This is a genomic window from Variovorax pasteuri (genome assembly GCF_051216435.1).
Taxonomy (GTDB): Bacteria; Pseudomonadota; Gammaproteobacteria; order Burkholderiales; family Burkholderiaceae_C; genus Variovorax.
In genome coordinates, this window is record NZ_JBPJZS010000003.1 from 256,109 (window position 1) to 273,223 (window position 17,115).

Below are 17,115 nucleotides of genomic sequence, written 5' to 3' on the forward strand. Positions count from 1 at the left end.
GCGGCACAACCCACAAACCAACAAGAGACGGAGACAACCATGACATTCAATCGCAGACAGTTCACGCAGGCCACGGCCGCAATCGTGGCCTCGGGCGCGGCACCGCTGGTGTTCGCAGCCGACACGCTCAAGATCGGCTACGTGTCGCCGCAGACCGGCCCGCTCGCGCCCTTCGGCGAGGCCGACAAATGGGTCATCGACCAGATGAAGACCGCCTTCAAGGACGGCATCAGCGTCGGCGGCAAGAAGTACGCCGTGCAGATCGTGCTGAAGGACAGCCAGTCGAACCCCAACCGAGCGGGCGAGGTGGCGAACGACCTCATCTTGAAGGACAAGGTCGCGCTGGTGCTCACGGCAGGCACGCCCGAAACCGCCAACCCCGTGAGCGATGCCTGCGAGCTCAACGAGGTGCCCTGCATCTCCAGCGTGGTGCCGTGGCAGCCGTGGTTCTTCGGCCGCAAGGGCGATCCGGCCAAGGGCTTCAACTGGACGTACCACATGTTCTGGGGCCTGGAAGACGTCATCGCCAACTACACCAGCGGCTGGAAGACGCTCGCCACCAACAAGAAGGTGGGCGGACTGTTCCCGAACGACGGCGACGGCAACGCGTGGGGCGACAAGGAGCTGGGCTTTCCCAAGCCGCTCGCGGCCATGGGCTTCACGCTCACCGACCCGGGCCGCTTCCAGAACGGCACGCAGGACTTCAGCGCGCAGATCGCGGCGTTCAAGAGCGCGGGCGTGGAAATCGTCACCGGCGTGGTGATTCCGCCCGACGCCAAGACCTTCCTCACGCAGGCGCGGCAGCAGGGCTTCAAGCCCAAGATCATCACGCTGGGCAAGGCGCTGCTGTTCCCTGGTGCCATCGAGGCGCTCGGCGACCTGGGCGACGGCCTGTCGACCGAGGTGTGGTGGAGCCCGTCGCACCCCTTCACGTCCAGCCTCACGCAGCAAAGCGCCAAGGCGCTGGCCGATGCCTACGAGGCCGGTGCGAAGAAGCAGTGGACGCAGCCCATCGGCTTTGCGCATGCGCTGTTCGAGGTGGCGGCCAATGCGCTGTCGCGGTCGAAGTCGCTCAAGTCGGGTGACGTGCGTGATGCGGTGGCAGCGACGTCGATCAACTCGGTGGTCGGCCCGGTGAAGTGGGGCGGGCAAGGACCGTTCAAGAACGTCAGCAAGACGCCGCTGGTGCTCGGCCAGTGGGGCAAGGGCAAGAAGTACAAGGTCGAGCTCACCATCGTGAACAACGAGGCGGCCACGAACATTCCTACTGGCGGCACGCTGCGGCTGCTCTGAAGAACGCCATGGCACTGCTGGCACTGCATGGCGTGAGCAAGTCCTACGGCGCGCTCAAGGTCACCGACGGCATCACGCTGTCGGTCGCCGAGGGCGAGACGCTGGGCATCCTCGGGCCCAACGGCGCGGGGAAAACCACGCTGTTCAACCTGATCTCGGGCGATGCGCGCGTCGATGCGGGGCGCGTCGAGTACGCGGGGCGCGACGTGACACGGCTCAAGCCGCACCAGCGCTGCCACGCGGGCATCGGCCGCAGCTACCAGGTGCCGCAGCCCTTCGGCAACATGAGCGTGTTCGAGAACCTCGTGACGGCCGCCTGCTTCGGCGGGCAGCAGACCGAGCGCGAAGCGTGGCAGACGGCGCACGAGGTGCTGTCGCAGACGGGGCTGATGGCGCATGCCAACAAACCGGCCGGCGGGCTCACGCTGCTGGACCGCAAGCGCCTCGAGCTGGCACGTGCGCTGGCGACGCGGCCGCAACTGCTGCTGCTCGACGAGATCGCGGGCGGGCTCACGGAGCCTGAGGCTGCGGTGCTTGTCGACGAACTCAAGCGCATCAAGGCGCGGGGCGTGACCATGATCTGGATCGAGCATGTGGTGCATGCGCTGCTGTCGCTGGCAGACCGGTTGTTCGTCATCAACTTCGGGCAGAAGCTGGCGGAAGGGGCGCCGCGGGTGGTGATGAACGATGCGGAAGTGCGGCGGGTGTACATGGGGATGGAGGCATGAGCGCGCCATGTTTTCGCATTGCTCCTTCCCCCTTTGGGGGAAGGCTGGGATGGGGGCACGACGGCGCTGGCTTGGCCGCCGCGCTTCATCGACCACCGCTTGCCCCCACCCCAACCCTCCCCCGGAAGGGGAGGGGGCAAAGACTACGCATGAGCGCGTCCTGTATTGCTCCTTCCCCTTCCGGGGGAAGGCTGGGATGGGGGCACGACGGCGCTGGCTTGGCCGCCGCGCTTCATCGACCGCCGCTTGCCCCCACCCCAACCCTCTCCCGGAAGGGGAGGGGGCAAAGACTACGCATGAGCGCGTCCTGTATTGCTCCTTCCCCTTCCGGGGGAAGGCTGGGATGGGGGCACGACGGCGCTGGGTTGGCCGCCGCGCTTCATCGACCGCCGCTTGCCCCCACCCCAGCCCTCCCCCGGAAGGGGAGGGAGCAAACGCCATGAACGCGCTCCTCGCAACCCACGCCCTCAAGGCCTTCTACGGCGACGCCCAGGCCCTGTTCGGCATCGACTTCACCCTGACCCAGGGCGAGCTCGTCGCCATCATCGGCGCCAACGGCGCGGGCAAATCCACCTTCCTCAAAAGCCTGACCGGCCTGGTGCGTGCGCCCCGCGACGCGATCCATTTCAAGGGCGACCCGATCGGCGGTCTCCCACCCGGAGAGATCGTCCGACGCGGCCTCGCCATGGTCCCCGAAGGCCGTCGCCTGTTCCCCAGCCTCAGCGTCGAGGAGAACCTGCTCATGGGCGCCACCGCGAACCGCAAGGGCCCCTGGAACCTGCAGCGCCTGTACGCCCTGTTCCCCATCCTTGCCGAGAAGCGGCAGCAGCCGGGCACCTCGCTGTCGGGCGGCCAGCAACAGATGGTCGCGCTGGGCCGCGCGCTCATGAGCAACCCCGAGGTGCTGCTGTGCGACGAGCTTTCGCTCGGCCTCGCGCCCATCGTCATCCGCGAGATCTATGCCGCCATGCCCGCCATCACAGGCGAGGGCATGACGGTGGTCATCGTCGAGCAGGACGTGACCATGGCGCGGCAGGTCTCACGGCGCATCTATTGCCTGCAGGAAGGCCGCGTGTCGCTCGAAGGAAAGTCAGCCGAGCTCACGCGCGAGCAGATCTCGCAGGCCTACTTCGGCATCGAGGCCGCCCATGGTTGAAACCCTTGTGCAAGGCGTGCTGCTCGGCGGCCTCTACACCCTGTTCGCGCTGGGCCAGTCGCTGATGTTCGGCGTCATGCGCCTGACCAACACGGCGCAGGGCGACTTCATCATCCTCGGCGCGTTCGCCGTCATCGCGGGCGTGTCCCTCGGCGGCGACGTGGCGCCCTGGCTGGTCGCGCTCGCGGTGCTGCCGGTGGCCTTCGGCTTCGGCTACGCGCTGCAGCGCTACGTGCTCAACGGCACGCTCGGCAAAGACCCGCTGCCCTCGCTGGTCGTCACCTTCGGCCTGTCGATCGTCATCCAGAACCTGCTGCTCGAGCTGTTCTCGGCCGACCCGCGCGCCATCGAGACCGGCGGGCTCAACACGCAGGGCGTGGCGCTGGGCGATTCGCTCTCGCTCGGCGTGCTGCCGCTCATCGTGCTGGCCATCGCGGTCGTTGCGACGGGCGCGCTGCAATGGCTCTTCGCGCGCACGGCGCTGGGCCGGTCGTTTCGTGCGGTGTCCGACGACCGCGAGATCGCCGAGCTCATGGGGCTCGATGCGAAGAAGGTCTATGCCTTCGCCACGGCCATCGCCTTCGTGCTCATCGCCATCGCGGGCACCCTGCAGGGCATGCGCACCACGGTGTCGCCGTCCGACGGCCCGCTGCTGCTGCTGTTCGCCTTCGAGGCCGTGATCATCGGCGGCATGGGCTCCTTCTGGGGCACGCTGGCCGGCGCGATGATCCTCGGCGTCACGCAGCAGATCGGCTTCCGGCTCGATCCGGGCTGGGGCATCTGGGCCGGGCACATCGTGTTCCTGGTGGTGCTGGTGCTGCGCCCGCAGGGGCTCTTTCCCAAAACGCGTGGATGAACCGGATGACGAACATGCCCCCGCCCCTCATCGCCGTAGCACGCGCCACCGCCGCGAGCCGCGCCGCGCTTGTCGCCGGCATCGCCCTCGTGCTCGTCGCGGCCAGCCTGCCGTTCTGGGGCGAGTCGAGCTGGATGCGCGAGTTCGTCGAGATCGCCTGCTACTTCATCTTCGCGATGATGTGGAACCTGCTCGCCGGCTACGGCGGCATGGTCAGCATCGGGCAGCAGGCCTTCTTCGGCTTCGGCGGCTACGTGATGCTGATGCTCGGCAACTTCGCGGGCCTCAACCCCTTCGTGGCGATTCCGCTGGGCGCGCTGGCGGCGGGGCTCGTTGCAATACCTGTGTCCTTCGTCGCCTTCCGGCTGTCGGGCGGGTACTTCGCCATCGGCACCTGGGTGATTGCCGAGGTGTTCCGCCTGAGCTTCGCCAACGTGTCGGCGGTGGGCGGCGGCTCGGGCACCACCCTCACCGCGCTGCGCGGCATCGAGAAGGCCACGCGCGAAAGCACCACCTACTGGATGGCGCTGGCCTGCGTGGTCGCGGCCATCGCGCTGGTGTACCTGTTCCTGCGCAGCAAGCGCGGGCTGGCGCTGCTGGCCATTCGCGACAACGAGGTGGCAGCCGAATCGCAGGGCATTCCGGTCGCGCGCATGAAGCTGGCGGTGTACGTGGTCGCGGCCTTCGGCGCGGGCCTGGCGGGCGCGCTGTACTTCGTGGGCAACCTGCGCATCAGCCCCGACGCGGCCTTCAGCGTCAACTGGACGGCCTTCGCCATCTTCATGGTGGTCATCGGAGGCATCGGCCGCATCGAAGGGCCGCTGGTGGGCGCGCTCATCTTCTGGGCGCTCAACAAGTTCCTGAGCGACTACGGCACCTGGTACCTGCTGGGTCTGGGTCTGCTCGCGATCGGGGTGACGCTGTTCTTCAAGCAGGGCCTGTGGGGCTACGCGCAACAGCGCTGGGGCTGGTCGCTGTTCCCCACGCAGCGCAAGTTGCTGCTGCATCCCGGCCCGAGGTGAAAGCCCAGCTGAACGCTTCCGTCTGACTTGCGCGACGCCGCACGATCCCGTAACGTCTTGTAAGTTCAGCGGTCAGCTCACTGTCAGCAAACGCACCCGCATTCGCCGGTCTTTCACTCTCTGGAGTCACCTTGACGATCACCAAACGCCGCCTGCTCGAAGGCGGCGCGGCAGCCGTTGCCGCATCGCTGCTTGCGAAGGCCTCGTGGGCGCAGCGCGCCTCTTCCTCAGCTTCTTCCTCCGCCGCGTCCACCGGCGACATCGCCTGGCCGACCAAGCCCGTGCGCATCCTCGTGGGCTTTCCTGCGGGCGCGTCGCCCGACCTCGCGGCCCGCGCCGTGGCCGAGCCGCTGTCGAAGCTGCTGCGCCAGCCGGTGGTGGTCGAGAACAAGCCCGGCGCCAGCGGCAACACCGTGGCCGACCTGGTGGCCAAGGCCACCGACGACCACACCATCGGTGCGCTGATCAACGGCAACCTCACCATTGCCAGGCTGCTCAACCCGTCGCTGCCGTTCGACCCCGAGAAAGACTTCGCCCCCGTCGGCCTCATCGGCACCGCGCCGCTGGTGCTGGTGGTGTCGGGCAGCGCCGAAGGCAAGACCGCGGCAGACCAGTTGCTGTGGGTGCGCAACCTCGGCAGCGGCGCCAGGTACGGCACGCCGGGCGTGGGCACCGTGGGCCACCTGGGCATGGAGCTCATCAAGAGCCGCGCCGCCATCACGGCGCAGCACAAGCCGTACACGGGCAACCCGCAGGTCATCGCCGGCCTGCTGGCCAACGAGATCCAGCTGGCACTGCTGCCGCCGGGCCTGGCCCTGCCGCACATCAAGTCGGGCAAGGTGAAAGCCATCGGCGTGACATCGCCCGAGCGCAGCGCGCTGGCGCAGGAGCTGCCCACCATCCGCGACGCCGACGTGCGCGGCGCCGACCTCGAGATCTGGACCGCGCTGGCCGCGCCCGCCGGCATGAAGCCCGCAGCCGTCACCAGGCTCAACGCGGCGCTGGTCGAGGTGATCAGCTCGCCCGACGTGAGCCAGGCCCTGCTCAAGACCGGCTGGCAGGCGCAGCCCGGTTCGCCCGACACCCTGGCCAAGCGCATGCGCGCCGACACCACGCGCCTGGGCGGTGTGATCATCATGAAGGGCATTCACTCGGACAGCTGAGCGGCGGGCCGATGCAGGGCGCAGGTCAGCTCCTTGCGGAAGCCCCCAGCCCCAGCGCCGCATTCCGTATCGCCGTGGCCAGCGCCCGCACGGTGGGCTGCTGCGCGATGCTCTGCGACACGAAGAAGCTGATCGGCGGCAGGTTCCACGACAGCTCGTAGGGCAGCGCCGCGCAAGCGCCGCCCGCCGCCAGTTCTGCCGCCACGTCACGCGCCAGGATCGTCACCGCGTTGGGTTCGCGCCGCAGCACCGTGTCGATGCTGCGCAGCGACCACGTCTCGACGATGGGCGAGGGCGGCTGCACGCCCGCCCCCAGGAAGATCGCGTTGAAGGTGCGCCGCATCGGCGTGTTCGGCGGCGGCATGATCCAGTCGAGCGCCGCCAGCCGCCGCCAGTCCAGCGGCCCCTTCGACAGGCGCGCCCGGCTCTTCACCGGCACCAGCAGGCAGGGCACCTGCTGGTAGATCGCCTCCTGCGTGATGTCGATGTCGATGCCGCCATGGAACGAGCGCCCGATCACGCAGTCGAGCTCGCGCGCGCCCATCAGCGCCACCAGCTCGTCGGTGGTGCCTTCCTTGGCCATTACAGCCACGCGCGGCGTCTGCCCCAGCAGGTGGGTGAAGGTGGCGTTCAGCAAGGCCTCGGGCACGTGCGGCGTGACGCCGATGCGCACGCGCCCCGTCAGCCCGGTGTCGATGGCGGTCAGCACCTTGGCGGTCGACGCCATGTCCGCCAGCGAGATCAGCGCGTAGTGCAGCACCGCCTCGCCCGCTGGCGTCGGGTTCAGGCCGCGGCTGGTGCGCTCGAACAGCGGCGCCATGAAGATCTCTTCCACCTCCTTCAGCGCCTTGGTGATGGCCGGCTGGCTCAGCCGCATTTCCAGCGCCACGCGGCTGAGCGTGCGGTGCTTGTGCACGCTCTGCAGCAGGGCCAGATGGCGCAGCTTCAGGCGTGACACCAGGGTATGGCGCAACTGCTCGGCGCGGTCGTGGGGAGCGGGGGATGTGGGGAGGATGGGGCTCTGGGCCATAAGCGCCTGGTTATAGCGTTATCAAAAAAGAGCGCGAATTGGTGAATGGGCCGATCCTAGACTGCCCTTCATGTTCACGCCACCCGAAGCCACCAGCCCGCTGGCCACAGCCCTCTGCTCGAACCTGTTCGACGCCGCTGCGCAAGCCAAGGATGTCGACAGCGCCATGCGCCAGATCGACGCCTTCCTGCGCCTGATGGTCGGCCCCGTCACCTTCAGCATCAACCTGAACGTGACCACCGCGAGCGACCCGGCCGACGAGGTGCAGCTGCAGCGCTTCTATTCGTCCAACGACAGCGAGTTTCCGGTGGCCGGGCGCAAGCGCAAGACCCTCACGCCCTGGACCGAAACCCTGTTCGCCCGCGGCCAGGTCTTCGTCGCCGAAGGCAGCCATGTGCTGGCCGAGGTGTTCGACGACTACAGCCGCATGGCGCCGCTGGGCCTGAACGCCGTCATCAACGTGCCGATTCTTCGCGGCAACACCTGCATCGCAACCTTCAACGTGTTCGGCGTGCGCGGCCGCTGGCAGCCGCACGAGGTGCTGGCCGTGCGCTTGCTTGCACTGCTGGCGGCGCGCTGGATCGTGCCCGCGCCCGGCCTTCACTATTCGCTGGGCACGGCGCAAGCTGGCAGCTGACACCGACTCTCACTTCCTCCTTCTCAAAGGCCTCCCCATGACAGCCACGCAGAATTCGCAGCCCGCCGCATCCCCGAAGCGAACCGCCGTCTTCATCGTCGGAGGCGGTCCGGTCGGCCTCTCGATGGCGATCCTCATGAACAGGTTCGGCATCGACTTCGTGATGGTCGAGCGGGCCTCGTCCACCACCGACCATCCGAAGGCGCGCGGCTGCTGGAGCCGCACCATGGAGATCTTTCGCCAGTGGGGCATCGAGGACCGGATGCGCGCACGCGGCCTGCCCGACAACTCCGACATGTTCGCCTTCGTCGAGTCGATGGCGGGCCACGAATACGGCCGCACGCTGCCCGAGGTGAACATCGGCCTGTCGCCCGCCTGGAAGTGCATCCTCTCGCAGGACGCGGTGGAAGAAGAGCTGCTCAAGCATGCCCGGGAAGCGGGCCGCGGCCACATCCTGTATTCGACCGAGTTCGTCGACTACACCGACACCCCGGGTGGTGTGAAGGTCACCGTGCGCGACCTCAAGACCGGAGAGACCGCCACGTGGGACGCCAGCTACCTCATCGCCGCCGACGGCGCGGGCAGCAGCGTGCGCCGCGTCAGCGGCCTGGAAATGCGCGGCCCCTCCACCATGGCCGTGATGGCCAACGAGTATTGGAAGGCCGACCTCTCGGGCATTCGCGGCGCCGCCAACACGGCCGCCTTCCGCGTGGTGCCCAAGGACCCTGACGTGCCCATGGCGTCGGTGCTCAACACCAACGGCCGCGACCGTTGGCTCAGCCTGATCAGGATCGGCGCCGACAAGGACGAGCGGCCCGGCGAGCGCACCGACGAAGAAGTGGTGCGCCTCGCGCGCATTCACACCGGTCTGCCCAACCTCGACGTGCAAGTCATCAACCGCTCCATCTGGCGGCTGAGCCGGCAGGTGGCCACGGGCTTTCGCAAGCGCCGCGTGTTCCTGGTCGGCGACGCCGCGCACCGCTTCCCGCCCAGCGGCGGCTACGGCATGAACTCCGGCATCCAGGACGCGCACAACCTCGCGTGGAAGCTCGACTTCGTGCTCAAGGGGCGCGCCGGCGACCGCCTGCTCGACAGCTACGACCAGGAGCGCCGCCCCGTGGCCGAGTCGAACGCCGACTTCAGCTACGGCAACACCCAGCGCTTCCTGAAGACCGACGATGCCTTTCGTCGCGGCAACATCGACGAGATCAACTTCTGGATCAAGGACACCGAGAACCACGTGCACAGCGTGGGCCAGAGCCTCGGGTTCAGCTACGACGAAGGCGCGCTCATCGCCGACGGCACCGCCAAGCCCGCGATGCGCACGCGCTCCTACGAGCCCAGCGACCGGCCGGGCGGGCGCTTTCCACACATCTGGCTCGACCTCGCGCGCAAGAACTCCACGCTCGACTGGTTCGACAAGAACTTCGTGCTGGTGGTCGGCCTGAAGGGCGAGGCCTGGCTGGGGGCCGCCAAGGAGGTCTCGGCCCGCAAGGACCTGCAGATCGAGACCCGCCAGTTCGAGGAAGACCCCGAGAAGCACGGCCTGCTCATCGGCCTGCGCGGCGCGGTGCTGGTGCGGCCCGACGGCCACGTCGCCTGGCGCATGCCATGGCTGCCTGCAGACCCGGTTGCCGAATTGGCTTCGGCGCTAGAGACGCTCATCGGCTGAAAGGGGAATACACCATGCCCGTCATCGCGCTCCATCACTACACGCTGGGCTGCACGCCCGACGAACTCGGCATGCTGCTCGCGTTCTACACGGCGCACATCGGCCTGACCGACGGGCCGCGGCCCGTCATTCCCTTTCCCGGGAACTGGCTTTATAGCCACGGGCAGCCGATCGTCCACCTCGCTGCCTTCCTCGACGAACCGGCCAAGGGCGGCACCGGGCCGCTGGACCACATCTCGTTTCGCGCGCAGGGGCTGGAGGAGACACGCGCCCACTTCCGCGCGCACGGCATCGCCTACGAAGAGGCGCCCGTGCCCGGCTGGCCGCTGCACCAGGTCTTCGTGCGCGACCCGAAGGGACTGAGGGTGGAGCTCACCTTCTTCCTCGAAGAAGAACAACAACTGCAGCAGCAAAGCCGGGCAGGCCACAAGCCATGACCGCACACGCATTCACCGGCGATGCGAAAACCGCTTACACGATGAGCGGCGATGGGCCGCCTCTGCTCCTCATTCATGGCGCAGAGGCGAGTCGTCACATGTTCGATGCCATCACGCCGCTGCTGGCGCAACGCTTCACCGTCATCGCCTACGACCAGCGCGATTGCGGCGACACCGAAGCCCCCGCGCGGCCCGCCACGCTGGCGCAACTGGCACTGGACGCGAAGACGCTGGTGCGCTCGCTGGGCCTGCCCCGCGTGAACGTGTTCGGCAGCTCGTTCGGCGGCCGCATCGCGCAGGTGCTGGCCGCGTCGCACGGAGACGTGGTCGACAGGCTGGTGCTTGGCAGCACCTGGGCGCTGCCGCATTCGCTGGCCGAACTGAACCCCGAAGGCAGCCGGGCCATCGCCGCGCTGCGCGCCGGCCTGCCGCACACCTCGCACCAGCTGGCCGCGATGTTCTTCCCCGACAGCTACCTCGCGCGGAAGCCCGCGCTGCTCGATTTCTTCGGCCAGGTGCAGCCCTCGTCCGAGCGCTCGGTGCGCCGCGCGCAGGCCGTGACATCCGGCGCCGACATCCGCTTGGCCGACATCGCCGCGCCCACGCTGCTGCTGGCCGGCGACAGCGACCGCGTGGTGCCCGCACATCTCACCTTCGACATGGGTCTGTGGATAGCAAACGCCCGCCGGCAGCTGTTGCCCGGCGTCGGCCATGCCACCTGCCTGCAGGCACCGGCCGAGGTGGCGCAGGCCCTGACCCGCTTCATCGAGGACATGTCATGAGCCACATCGAGATTCGCGGCCTTTCCAAGACCTTCGGCGCGCCGGGCACGGGCGGCGTGCTGGCGCTGAAGGACATCAACTGCACCATCGCCAAGGGCAGCTTTGTGTCGGTGGTGGGGCCCAGCGGCTGCGGCAAGAGCACGCTGCTGCGCATCGTGGCCGGGCTGCTCGACTATTCGCAGGGCTGCGTCACCATGGACGGCCAGCCGATTCGCGGCACGCGCAACGACGTGGGCGTGGTGTTCCAGAGCGCCATCCTGCTGCCCTGGCGCACCATCCTCGAGAACGTGATGCTGCCCGCCGAGGTGCTGGGGCTGGACATGAAGGCCGCGCGCGAACGCGCCATGCAGCTGCTGCACATGGTGCGGCTCGACGGCTTCGAGCACAAGCTGCCGCGGCAGTTGAGCGGCGGCATGCAGCAGCGCGCCTCCATCGCGCGGGCCCTGCTGCACGACCCCAAGATCCTGCTGATGGACGAGCCCTTCGGCGCGCTCGACGCCATGACGCGCGAGCAGATGAACCTGGAACTGCAGCGCATCTGGCAGGAGAGCGGCAAGACCGTGATTCTCATCACGCACTCGATTCCAGAAGCCATCTTCCTCGGCGACGTGGTCTTCGTCATGACTGCGCGGCCCGGCTCGCTGGAGCGCGTGATCCGTGTCGACGTGCCTCGGCCTCGCACCATGGACGCCATGGGCACGCCGGCCTTCGCCAAGGTGGCGCACGAGATCCGCGGCATCTTCGACCACACCGGTTCCTTCGACTGACCGTTTCACCACGCCAGGAGGCTTGCATGTCCAGCACACCCGTCCCCCACGCCTCTGCGGCCATGGAACCCGCGATTGCGCCGCGCACGCCACAGCCGCCCGCGAAGCTGAAGCGCGCGCTGCAGTCGAACAAGACCGCCTCGCTCGTGCTGCTGGTGGTCCTGCTCGCCGTGTGGGAAGGCGGTACACGCTTCTTCAACGTGCCGAAGTTCCTGATTCCGCCGTTCAGCGACGTGATGGTGGCGCTGTGGCGCGGCCTGGCGACCGGCGTCATGGCGAAGGACGGGCTGTGGTTCCACACCGCCATCACGCTCGCTGAAATCCTGCTGGGCTTTTTCATCGGCAGCGCCATCGGGCTGGCGCTGGGCGTGGCCATCTCGCAGATGGAGCGGGTGGAGGCCGTGCTGCAGCCCTACGTGGCCGCCTTCCAGAGCCTGCCCAAGGTGGCGGTGGCGCCCATCATCGTCATGTGGCTTGGCTTCGGCATCAGCTCCAAGGTGGCCATCGTGTGCATGCTGACCTTCTTTCCGGTGCTGGTCACCAGCATCGCGGGCTTCAAGGCTATCGACCCCGACCGCATCGACCTGCTGCGTTCGCTCTCGGCCACGTCGTGGCAGATTTTTCGCAAGGCCAAGTTCCCGAGCGCGCTGCCGTACATCTTCGCGGGGCTGGACATGGCCGCGGCCTTCGCGGTGGTGGGCGCCATCGTGGGCGAGTTCGTCGGTGCGCAGGCCGGGCTGGGCGTGCTCATCCTGCAGATGGACGCTCAGATGGACACGGGCGGCAGCTTCTCGGTGTTCATCGTGCTGTCGGTCATCGGCATTGCGCTCACCAGCCTGCTGCGCGTGGTGCAGCGGCGGGTGCTGCACTGGATGCCGGTCGAGACGCACAAGCGCACCGTCAACGCGTAGCCGGCCGCTCGAACAGCCAGGTCATTCACTCTTCAGGAGATGTTTCATGCTCGATAGACGCAGGTTCAACATGACGCTCGGTGCGTTCGGCGCGGTGGGTGCGGCAATGGGCGCGGCGCCCGGCCTGGCGCTGGCGCAGTCGCCCAAGGTCCTCAAGGTGGCCAACTCGGCTGGCGTCAACGACGCGCAGCAGGCCTTCATCACCGCGGGGCGGCACCCGAAGTTGGGCTATTACCAGTCGGAGGGCGTCGACGTCGAGTACGTCAACATGAGCAGCATCGCGCAGGCCATGCAGGCGCTCATGACCGAGCAGGTGGCCTTCGGGCCCGTGGCGCCCGGCATTTTCCTTCCGGCCGCCGCGAAAGACCCGAACCTGGGGCTGGTGGCGGCCTACAAATGGCTGCCGCGCAATGCCAACGTGATCATCGTGAGGCCCGGCAGCCCCATCCAGACGGCGGCCGACCTGAGGGGCAAGCGCATCGGCGTGCGCAGCCAGGGTGACCCGGGCATCGTCGTCACGAGGACGATATTGCTGGAGCTGGGGCTGGACGATTCGACCAACCAGTACATCGCCGTGGGCGACGGCGGCCCCGCGGGCCAGGCGCTGACGCAGGACCGTGTGGACGCCATCGTCACCTACGACACCGGCGCGGCGCGCATCGAGATGGTGGGCGTGCCTGTGCGCTACGTGCCGTTGCCGCCCAGGTACGCCGAGGTCGGCTCGGGCTGGATCTGCGTGCGCAAGAAGACGCTAAAGGAAGACCGCAAGAGCCTTGTCGGCCTGTTCCGCGGCATCGCGAAATCGACGCTTTTCGCGCACACCAACCTCGACCAGGCGATCAACATCCACTGGGCGCTGTACCCCGAGAGCAAGCCTAGGAGCAAGACGGAAGACGAGGCGCGCAAGGAGCTGCAGTTCATCTTGAAGGACCGCAAGGAGAACTGGATGCGCCGCGCCGACGACGCCGACAAGCGCATCGGCGCGTCGAGCGTGGCCGAGTGGAAGTCGAACGTCGACACCGCCGCAGAGACCAGCAAGAACCCCAGGCTCGCCGCCGAGATCGGCGACGTCAACACCGTGTTCACCAACGACCTCATCGACGAGGTGAACGACTTCGACAAGGCCGCCGTGATCAGGCAGGCGAAGGAATTCAAGCTCTGACATGACGAACTGGACCCTGGCCGCGCGCGCGGCAAAGATGAACCCCTCGGTGATCCGCGAGATCCTGAAGGTCACCGAGAAACCCGGCATCGTGAGCCTGGCGGGCGGCCTGCCGTCGCCGAAGACCTTTCCGGTCGACGCCTTTGCGCAGGCCTGCGCCAGGGTGCTGGCCGAGGACGCACAGGGCGCGCTGCAGTACGCCGCCAGCGAGGGCTACGCGCCGTTGCGCGAGGCCATCGCGGCCATGCTGCCTTGGCAGGTGGACCCGGCGCAGGTGCTCGTCACCACCGGCTCGCAGCAGGGGCTCGACCTGCTGGCCAAGGTGCTGATCGATCCGGGCAGCAAGGTGCTGGTGGAAACGCCCACCTACCTCGGCGCGCTGCAGGCCTTTGCGCCCATGGAGCCCGAGGTGGTGAGCGTGGCCAGCGACGAGCTGGGCGTGCGCGTTGACGACCTCGCGGTCAAAGCCGCGGGGGCGCGCTTCGTCTACCTGCTGCCCAACTTCCAGAACCCCACCGGCCGCACGATGACCGAGGAGCGTCGCGCTGCGGTCTCGGCCGTGGCGGCGCGCGCTGGCCTGCCCATCGTCGAAGACAACCCGTACGGCGACCTGTGGTTCGACGAGGCCCCCGCACCGCCGCTCGCGGCGCGCAACCCCGAGGGCTGCATCTACCTGGGGTCGTTTTCCAAGGTGCTGTCGCCGGGGCTGCGGCTGGGCTTCATGGTTGCGCCGAAGGCCATCTTTCCCAAGCTGCTGCAGGCCAAGCAGGCGGCCGACCTGCACACGCCGGGCTTCAACCAGCGGCTGGTGTTCGAGGTGATGAAGGACGGCTTTCTCGACCGCCACGTGCCGACCATCCGCGCGCTGTACCGCCAGCAGCGCGATGCGATGCACGCCGCGCTTGTGCGCGAGATGCAGGGGCTGGGCGTGGAGTTCAACAAGCCGGCGGGCGGCATGTTCATGTGGCTGCGGCTGCCGCAGGGCATGGACGCGGTGCGGTTGCTGCCGCATGCCGTCGCGCGCAACGTGGCCTTTGTGCCCGGCACGCCGTTCTATGCGGGGGAGGGCGACCCGCGCACGCTGCGGCTGTCGTTCGTGACGGCCGGCGTCGAGCAGATCGACACCGCCGTCGCCGCACTCGCCGAGTCGGTGCGCGAGCAGGCCGCCACGCCCCGATAGCTCGCGGCCTCAGAGCAGCTGCGATACCTGCCTGGCCGCATCGATCAGCGCAGGCAGCATCGTCTCCTGCATCACCTTCGCGCTGGTGCGGTTGGCCTGCCCGCTGATGTTCAGCGCGGCCACCATGCGGCCCTGCCGGTTGACGATGGGCGCGGCCACCGAGATCAGGCCTTCTTCCAGCTCCTGGTTCACCAGGCACCACTGCTGCCTGCGCGCCTGCGCCACCTTGGCCATGAGCGCGTCGACGTCGGTCACCGTGTGCTTGGTCATGGCCTCGATGTTCGAGGCCTCCAGCCGCGCGCGCACCTCGTCGTCGTCCAGGTCGGCCAGCAGCAAGCGGCCCAGCGACGTGCAGTAGGCCGGCAGGCGCGAGCCCACGCCCAGGCTCATGCGCATGATCTTCTGCGTGGGCACGCGCAGCACGTACACGATGTCGGTCGCATCCAGCACGGCGGCCGAGCACGACTCCTGCACCTGCTGCACCAGCGCTTCCATCACCGGCTCGGCGCGGTTCCAGATCGGCATGGACGACAGGTACGCGAACCCCAGGTCGAGGATGCGCGGCGTGAGCGTGAACAGCTTGCCGTCGGTCACCACATAGCCCAGCGTCTGCAAGGTCAGCAGGATGCGGCGCGCGCCCGCCCGGGTCAGCCCGCTGCCGGCCGCCACCTCGCTGAGCGTCTGGCGCGGCGCATTGGCGCTGAACGAACGAATCACCTGCAGGCCGCGCGCGAACGACTGCACGTAGCTGTCGCCGGGGGCGGGTGTGTCAGGTGTATTGGTTTGTGTGGGGTGGGTTGCCATGGTGTGCGATCGTCTCTAGAATTCATTATACGAACAAATGTTCTTTAGACGAACAAATCGAGGGTTCGCAGAATCTGGCAGTTCGCGGACCACGGTTGGGTTTCTTCTTCTTTCCTCTCACCCGGAGACAAGCTTCATGATCAACAAGATCGCGCGCTCGGTCGCGGATGCCCTGGCAGGCATCCAGGACGGCGCCACGGTTCTCATCGGCGGCTTCGGCACCGCCGGCATTCCCAACGAACTCATCGACGGCCTCGTCGAGCAGGGCGCCCGCGACCTCACCGTCGTCAACAACAACGCGGGCAATGGCGAGACCGGCCTCGCGGCGCTGCTGAAGGCGGGCCGCGTGCGCAAGATCATCTGCAGCTTTCCGCGCCAGGCCGACAGCCAGGTGTTCGACGGCCTCTACCGCAGCGGCAAGCTCGAGCTCGAACTCGTGCCCCAGGGCAACCTGGCCGAGCGCATTCGCGCCGCGGGCGCAGGCATTGGCGCCTTCTTCTGCCCCACCGGCTACGGCACCCAACTGGCCGGCAACCGCGAGACCCGCGAGATCGACGGCAAGCAGTACGTGCTGGAGTACCCCATTCATGGCGACGTGGCGCTCATCAAGGCCGAGCGCGGCGACCGTTGGGGCAACCTGGTCTACCGCAAGGCCGCGCGCAACTTCGGCCCCGTGATGGCCATGGCCTCGAAGAAAACCGTGGCCACCGTGCACGACATTGCCGAGCTCGGCACCCTCGACCCCGAGACCATCGTGACCCCGGGCATCTTCGTGCACCAGGTGGTGCGCATCGAACGCGTGGCGACGCAAGCCGGCGGTTTCAAGAAGGCAGCATGACCATGACGACCCCGACCCCGACCACCACTTACACCCGTCGCACCAAGGACCAACTGGCCGCCCGCGTGGCGCAGGACATCTTCGACGGCGCCGTCGTCAACCTCGGCATCGGCCAGCCCACGCTGGTGGCCAACCACCTGCCCCAGGGCCGCGAGGTCATCCTGCAGAGCGAGAACGGCATCCTCGGCATGGGCCCCGCGCCCGAGGCCGGCGAAGAAGACTACGACCTCATCAACGCCGGCAAGCAGCCCGTCACGCTGCTGCCGGGCGGCTCGTTCTTTCACCATGCCGACAGCTTCGCGATGATGCGCGGCGGCCACCTCGACATCTGCGTGCTCGGCGCGTTCCAGGTGTCGGCCACCGGCGACCTCGCCAACTGGCACACCGGCGAGAAAGACGCCATTCCCGCCGTCGGCGGCGCCATGGACCTCGCCATCGGCGCCAAGCAGACCTGGGTGATGATGGACTTGCTGACCAAGCAGGGCGTGAGCAAGCTGGTCAAGGAATGCAGCTACCCGCTGACCGGCATCGGCTGCGTCAAGCGCGTGTACTCCGACCTCGCCACCATCGAATGCACGCCGCAGGGCCTGAAGCTCGTCGACCTGGTCGACGGCCTGAGCCGCGAAGAGCTCGAGAAGCTGGTCGGTTTGCCGATCGCCGCCGCCTGATTCCATCCA

General features: G+C 67.9%; 18 protein-coding genes. 16 read left to right on the plus strand and 2 right to left on the minus strand.

What is annotated here, in order from left to right; all coding sequences use genetic code 11:
- Positions 1-39 precede the first annotated feature (39 nt).
- The 6 genes from ACSFBM_RS14685 (at position 40) to ACSFBM_RS14710 (ending at position 6,218) form a co-directional block, all read left to right on the plus strand.
- On the plus strand, positions 40-1,293 hold the full coding sequence (locus ACSFBM_RS14685; protein WP_435484991.1) for an ABC transporter substrate-binding protein: 1,254 nt from the start codon (positions 40-42) through the stop codon (positions 1,291-1,293).
- 8 nt (positions 1,294-1,301) lie between these two features.
- Positions 1,302-2,021 carry an ABC transporter ATP-binding protein gene (locus tag ACSFBM_RS14690; protein WP_435484992.1) on the plus strand — a complete coding sequence of 240 codons (720 nt, stop codon included), beginning with the start codon at positions 1,302-1,304 and terminating at the stop codon, positions 2,019-2,021.
- 439 nt (positions 2,022-2,460) lie between these two features.
- Positions 2,461-3,177, plus strand: coding sequence for an ABC transporter ATP-binding protein (locus ACSFBM_RS14695; RefSeq protein WP_435484993.1), 717 nt, complete (start codon positions 2,461-2,463; stop codon positions 3,175-3,177).
- Positions 3,170-4,033: a branched-chain amino acid ABC transporter permease gene (locus ACSFBM_RS14700; protein WP_435484994.1), complete on the plus strand. Its 864-nt coding sequence runs from the start codon at positions 3,170-3,172 to the stop codon at positions 4,031-4,033. Before ACSFBM_RS14695 ends, ACSFBM_RS14700 begins: the two co-directional genes overlap by 8 nt.
- 14 nt (positions 4,034-4,047) lie before the next feature.
- Positions 4,048-5,055 carry a branched-chain amino acid ABC transporter permease gene (locus tag ACSFBM_RS14705; protein ID WP_435484995.1) on the plus strand — a complete coding sequence of 336 codons (1,008 nt, stop codon included), beginning with the start codon at positions 4,048-4,050 and terminating at the stop codon, positions 5,053-5,055.
- Positions 5,056-5,186: 131 nt separating this feature from the next.
- Positions 5,187-6,218 carry a Bug family tripartite tricarboxylate transporter substrate binding protein gene (locus tag ACSFBM_RS14710; RefSeq protein ID WP_435484996.1) on the plus strand — a complete coding sequence of 344 codons (1,032 nt, stop codon included), beginning with the start codon at positions 5,187-5,189 and terminating at the stop codon, positions 6,216-6,218.
- Between the two features lie 25 nt (positions 6,219-6,243).
- Here the strand turns inward: ACSFBM_RS14710 and ACSFBM_RS14715 are convergent, their stop codons facing one another.
- A complete protein-coding gene (locus tag ACSFBM_RS14715; protein WP_435484997.1) occupies positions 6,244-7,248 on the minus strand; it encodes a LysR substrate-binding domain-containing protein in 1,005 nt (334 codons plus the stop codon).
- A 70-nt stretch (positions 7,249-7,318) separates the two neighbouring features.
- Here ACSFBM_RS14715 and ACSFBM_RS14720 point away from each other — a divergent pair, with 70 nt between their 5' ends.
- Genes ACSFBM_RS14720 through ACSFBM_RS14755 form a run of 8 tightly spaced genes read left to right on the plus strand, consistent with a single transcriptional unit; the run spans position 7,319 to position 14,796 of the window.
- A complete protein-coding gene (locus tag ACSFBM_RS14720) occupies positions 7,319-7,885 on the plus strand; it encodes a GAF domain-containing protein (RefSeq protein ID WP_435484998.1) in 567 nt (188 codons plus the stop codon).
- Between the two features lie 37 nt (positions 7,886-7,922).
- Complete coding sequence (locus ACSFBM_RS14725) at positions 7,923-9,557, plus strand: FAD-dependent monooxygenase (protein ID WP_435484999.1); 1,635 nt, start codon at positions 7,923-7,925, stop codon at positions 9,555-9,557.
- Positions 9,558-9,571: 14 nt separating this feature from the next.
- Positions 9,572-9,994: a VOC family protein gene (locus ACSFBM_RS14730; RefSeq protein WP_435485000.1), complete on the plus strand. Its 423-nt coding sequence runs from the start codon at positions 9,572-9,574 to the stop codon at positions 9,992-9,994.
- A gap of 41 nt (positions 9,995-10,035) precedes the next feature.
- Positions 10,036-10,776 carry an alpha/beta fold hydrolase gene (locus tag ACSFBM_RS14735; RefSeq protein ID WP_435485263.1) on the plus strand — a complete coding sequence of 247 codons (741 nt, stop codon included), beginning with the start codon at positions 10,036-10,038 and terminating at the stop codon, positions 10,774-10,776.
- Positions 10,773-11,543: an ABC transporter ATP-binding protein gene (locus ACSFBM_RS14740; RefSeq protein WP_435485001.1), complete on the plus strand. Its 771-nt coding sequence runs from the start codon at positions 10,773-10,775 to the stop codon at positions 11,541-11,543. Before ACSFBM_RS14735 ends, ACSFBM_RS14740 begins: the two co-directional genes overlap by 4 nt.
- A gap of 26 nt (positions 11,544-11,569) precedes the next feature.
- Complete coding sequence (locus ACSFBM_RS14745; RefSeq protein ID WP_435485002.1) at positions 11,570-12,454, plus strand: ABC transporter permease; 885 nt, start codon at positions 11,570-11,572, stop codon at positions 12,452-12,454.
- Between the two features lie 46 nt (positions 12,455-12,500).
- Positions 12,501-13,616 (plus strand): ABC transporter substrate-binding protein, encoded by a 1,116-nt coding sequence (locus ACSFBM_RS14750; RefSeq protein ID WP_435485003.1) that lies wholly within the window; start codon positions 12,501-12,503, stop codon positions 13,614-13,616.
- A gap of 1 nt (position 13,617) precedes the next feature.
- Entirely contained in the window at positions 13,618-14,796 is a 1,179-nt protein-coding gene (locus ACSFBM_RS14755) for an aminotransferase-like domain-containing protein (protein ID WP_435485004.1), read from the plus strand.
- Between the two features lie 9 nt (positions 14,797-14,805).
- Here the strand turns inward: ACSFBM_RS14755 and ACSFBM_RS14760 are convergent, their stop codons facing one another.
- Complete coding sequence (locus tag ACSFBM_RS14760) at positions 14,806-15,600, minus strand: IclR family transcriptional regulator domain-containing protein (protein ID WP_435485005.1); 795 nt, start codon at positions 15,598-15,600, stop codon at positions 14,806-14,808.
- A 136-nt stretch (positions 15,601-15,736) separates the two neighbouring features.
- Here ACSFBM_RS14760 and ACSFBM_RS14765 point away from each other — a divergent pair, with 136 nt between their 5' ends.
- Together ACSFBM_RS14765 and ACSFBM_RS14770 are read left to right on the plus strand one after the other, a co-directional pair.
- Positions 15,737-16,438 carry a 3-oxoacid CoA-transferase subunit A gene (locus ACSFBM_RS14765; RefSeq protein ID WP_435436941.1) on the plus strand — a complete coding sequence of 234 codons (702 nt, stop codon included), beginning with the start codon at positions 15,737-15,739 and terminating at the stop codon, positions 16,436-16,438.
- Positions 16,439-16,440: 2 nt separating this feature from the next.
- Positions 16,441-17,106: a 3-oxoacid CoA-transferase subunit B gene (locus ACSFBM_RS14770; RefSeq protein WP_435485006.1), complete on the plus strand. Its 666-nt coding sequence runs from the start codon at positions 16,441-16,443 to the stop codon at positions 17,104-17,106.
- Positions 17,107-17,115: the final 9 nt, after the last annotated feature.

Excerpts from the sequence above, each read along its gene's own strand:
- ACSFBM_RS14685 (WP_435484991.1), top strand. The coding sequence starts at position 40 with ATGACATTCAATCGCAGACAGTTCACGCAGGCCACGGCCGCAATCGTG.
- ACSFBM_RS14690 (WP_435484992.1), top strand. The coding sequence starts at position 1,302 with ATGGCACTGCTGGCACTGCATGGCGTGAGCAAGTCCTACGGCGCGCTC.
- ACSFBM_RS14695 (WP_435484993.1), top strand. The coding sequence starts at position 2,461 with ATGAACGCGCTCCTCGCAACCCACGCCCTCAAGGCCTTCTACGGCGAC.
- ACSFBM_RS14700 (WP_435484994.1), top strand. The coding sequence starts at position 3,170 with ATGGTTGAAACCCTTGTGCAAGGCGTGCTGCTCGGCGGCCTCTACACC.
- ACSFBM_RS14705 (WP_435484995.1), top strand. The coding sequence starts at position 4,048 with ATGCCCCCGCCCCTCATCGCCGTAGCACGCGCCACCGCCGCGAGCCGC.
- ACSFBM_RS14715 (WP_435484997.1), bottom strand. The coding sequence starts at position 7,248 with ATGGCCCAGAGCCCCATCCTCCCCACATCCCCCGCTCCCCACGACCGC.
- ACSFBM_RS14720 (WP_435484998.1), top strand. The coding sequence starts at position 7,319 with ATGTTCACGCCACCCGAAGCCACCAGCCCGCTGGCCACAGCCCTCTGC.
- ACSFBM_RS14725 (WP_435484999.1), top strand. The coding sequence starts at position 7,923 with ATGACAGCCACGCAGAATTCGCAGCCCGCCGCATCCCCGAAGCGAACC.
- ACSFBM_RS14730 (WP_435485000.1), top strand. The coding sequence starts at position 9,572 with ATGCCCGTCATCGCGCTCCATCACTACACGCTGGGCTGCACGCCCGAC.
- ACSFBM_RS14735 (WP_435485263.1), top strand. The coding sequence starts at position 10,036 with ATGAGCGGCGATGGGCCGCCTCTGCTCCTCATTCATGGCGCAGAGGCG.
- ACSFBM_RS14740 (WP_435485001.1), top strand. The coding sequence starts at position 10,773 with ATGAGCCACATCGAGATTCGCGGCCTTTCCAAGACCTTCGGCGCGCCG.
- ACSFBM_RS14745 (WP_435485002.1), top strand. The coding sequence starts at position 11,570 with ATGTCCAGCACACCCGTCCCCCACGCCTCTGCGGCCATGGAACCCGCG.
- ACSFBM_RS14750 (WP_435485003.1), top strand. The coding sequence starts at position 12,501 with ATGCTCGATAGACGCAGGTTCAACATGACGCTCGGTGCGTTCGGCGCG.
- ACSFBM_RS14755 (WP_435485004.1), top strand. The coding sequence starts at position 13,618 with ATGACGAACTGGACCCTGGCCGCGCGCGCGGCAAAGATGAACCCCTCG.
- ACSFBM_RS14760 (WP_435485005.1), bottom strand. The coding sequence starts at position 15,600 with ATGGCAACCCACCCCACACAAACCAATACACCTGACACACCCGCCCCC.
- ACSFBM_RS14765 (WP_435436941.1), top strand. The coding sequence starts at position 15,737 with ATGATCAACAAGATCGCGCGCTCGGTCGCGGATGCCCTGGCAGGCATC.
- ACSFBM_RS14770 (WP_435485006.1), top strand. The coding sequence starts at position 16,441 with ATGACGACCCCGACCCCGACCACCACTTACACCCGTCGCACCAAGGAC.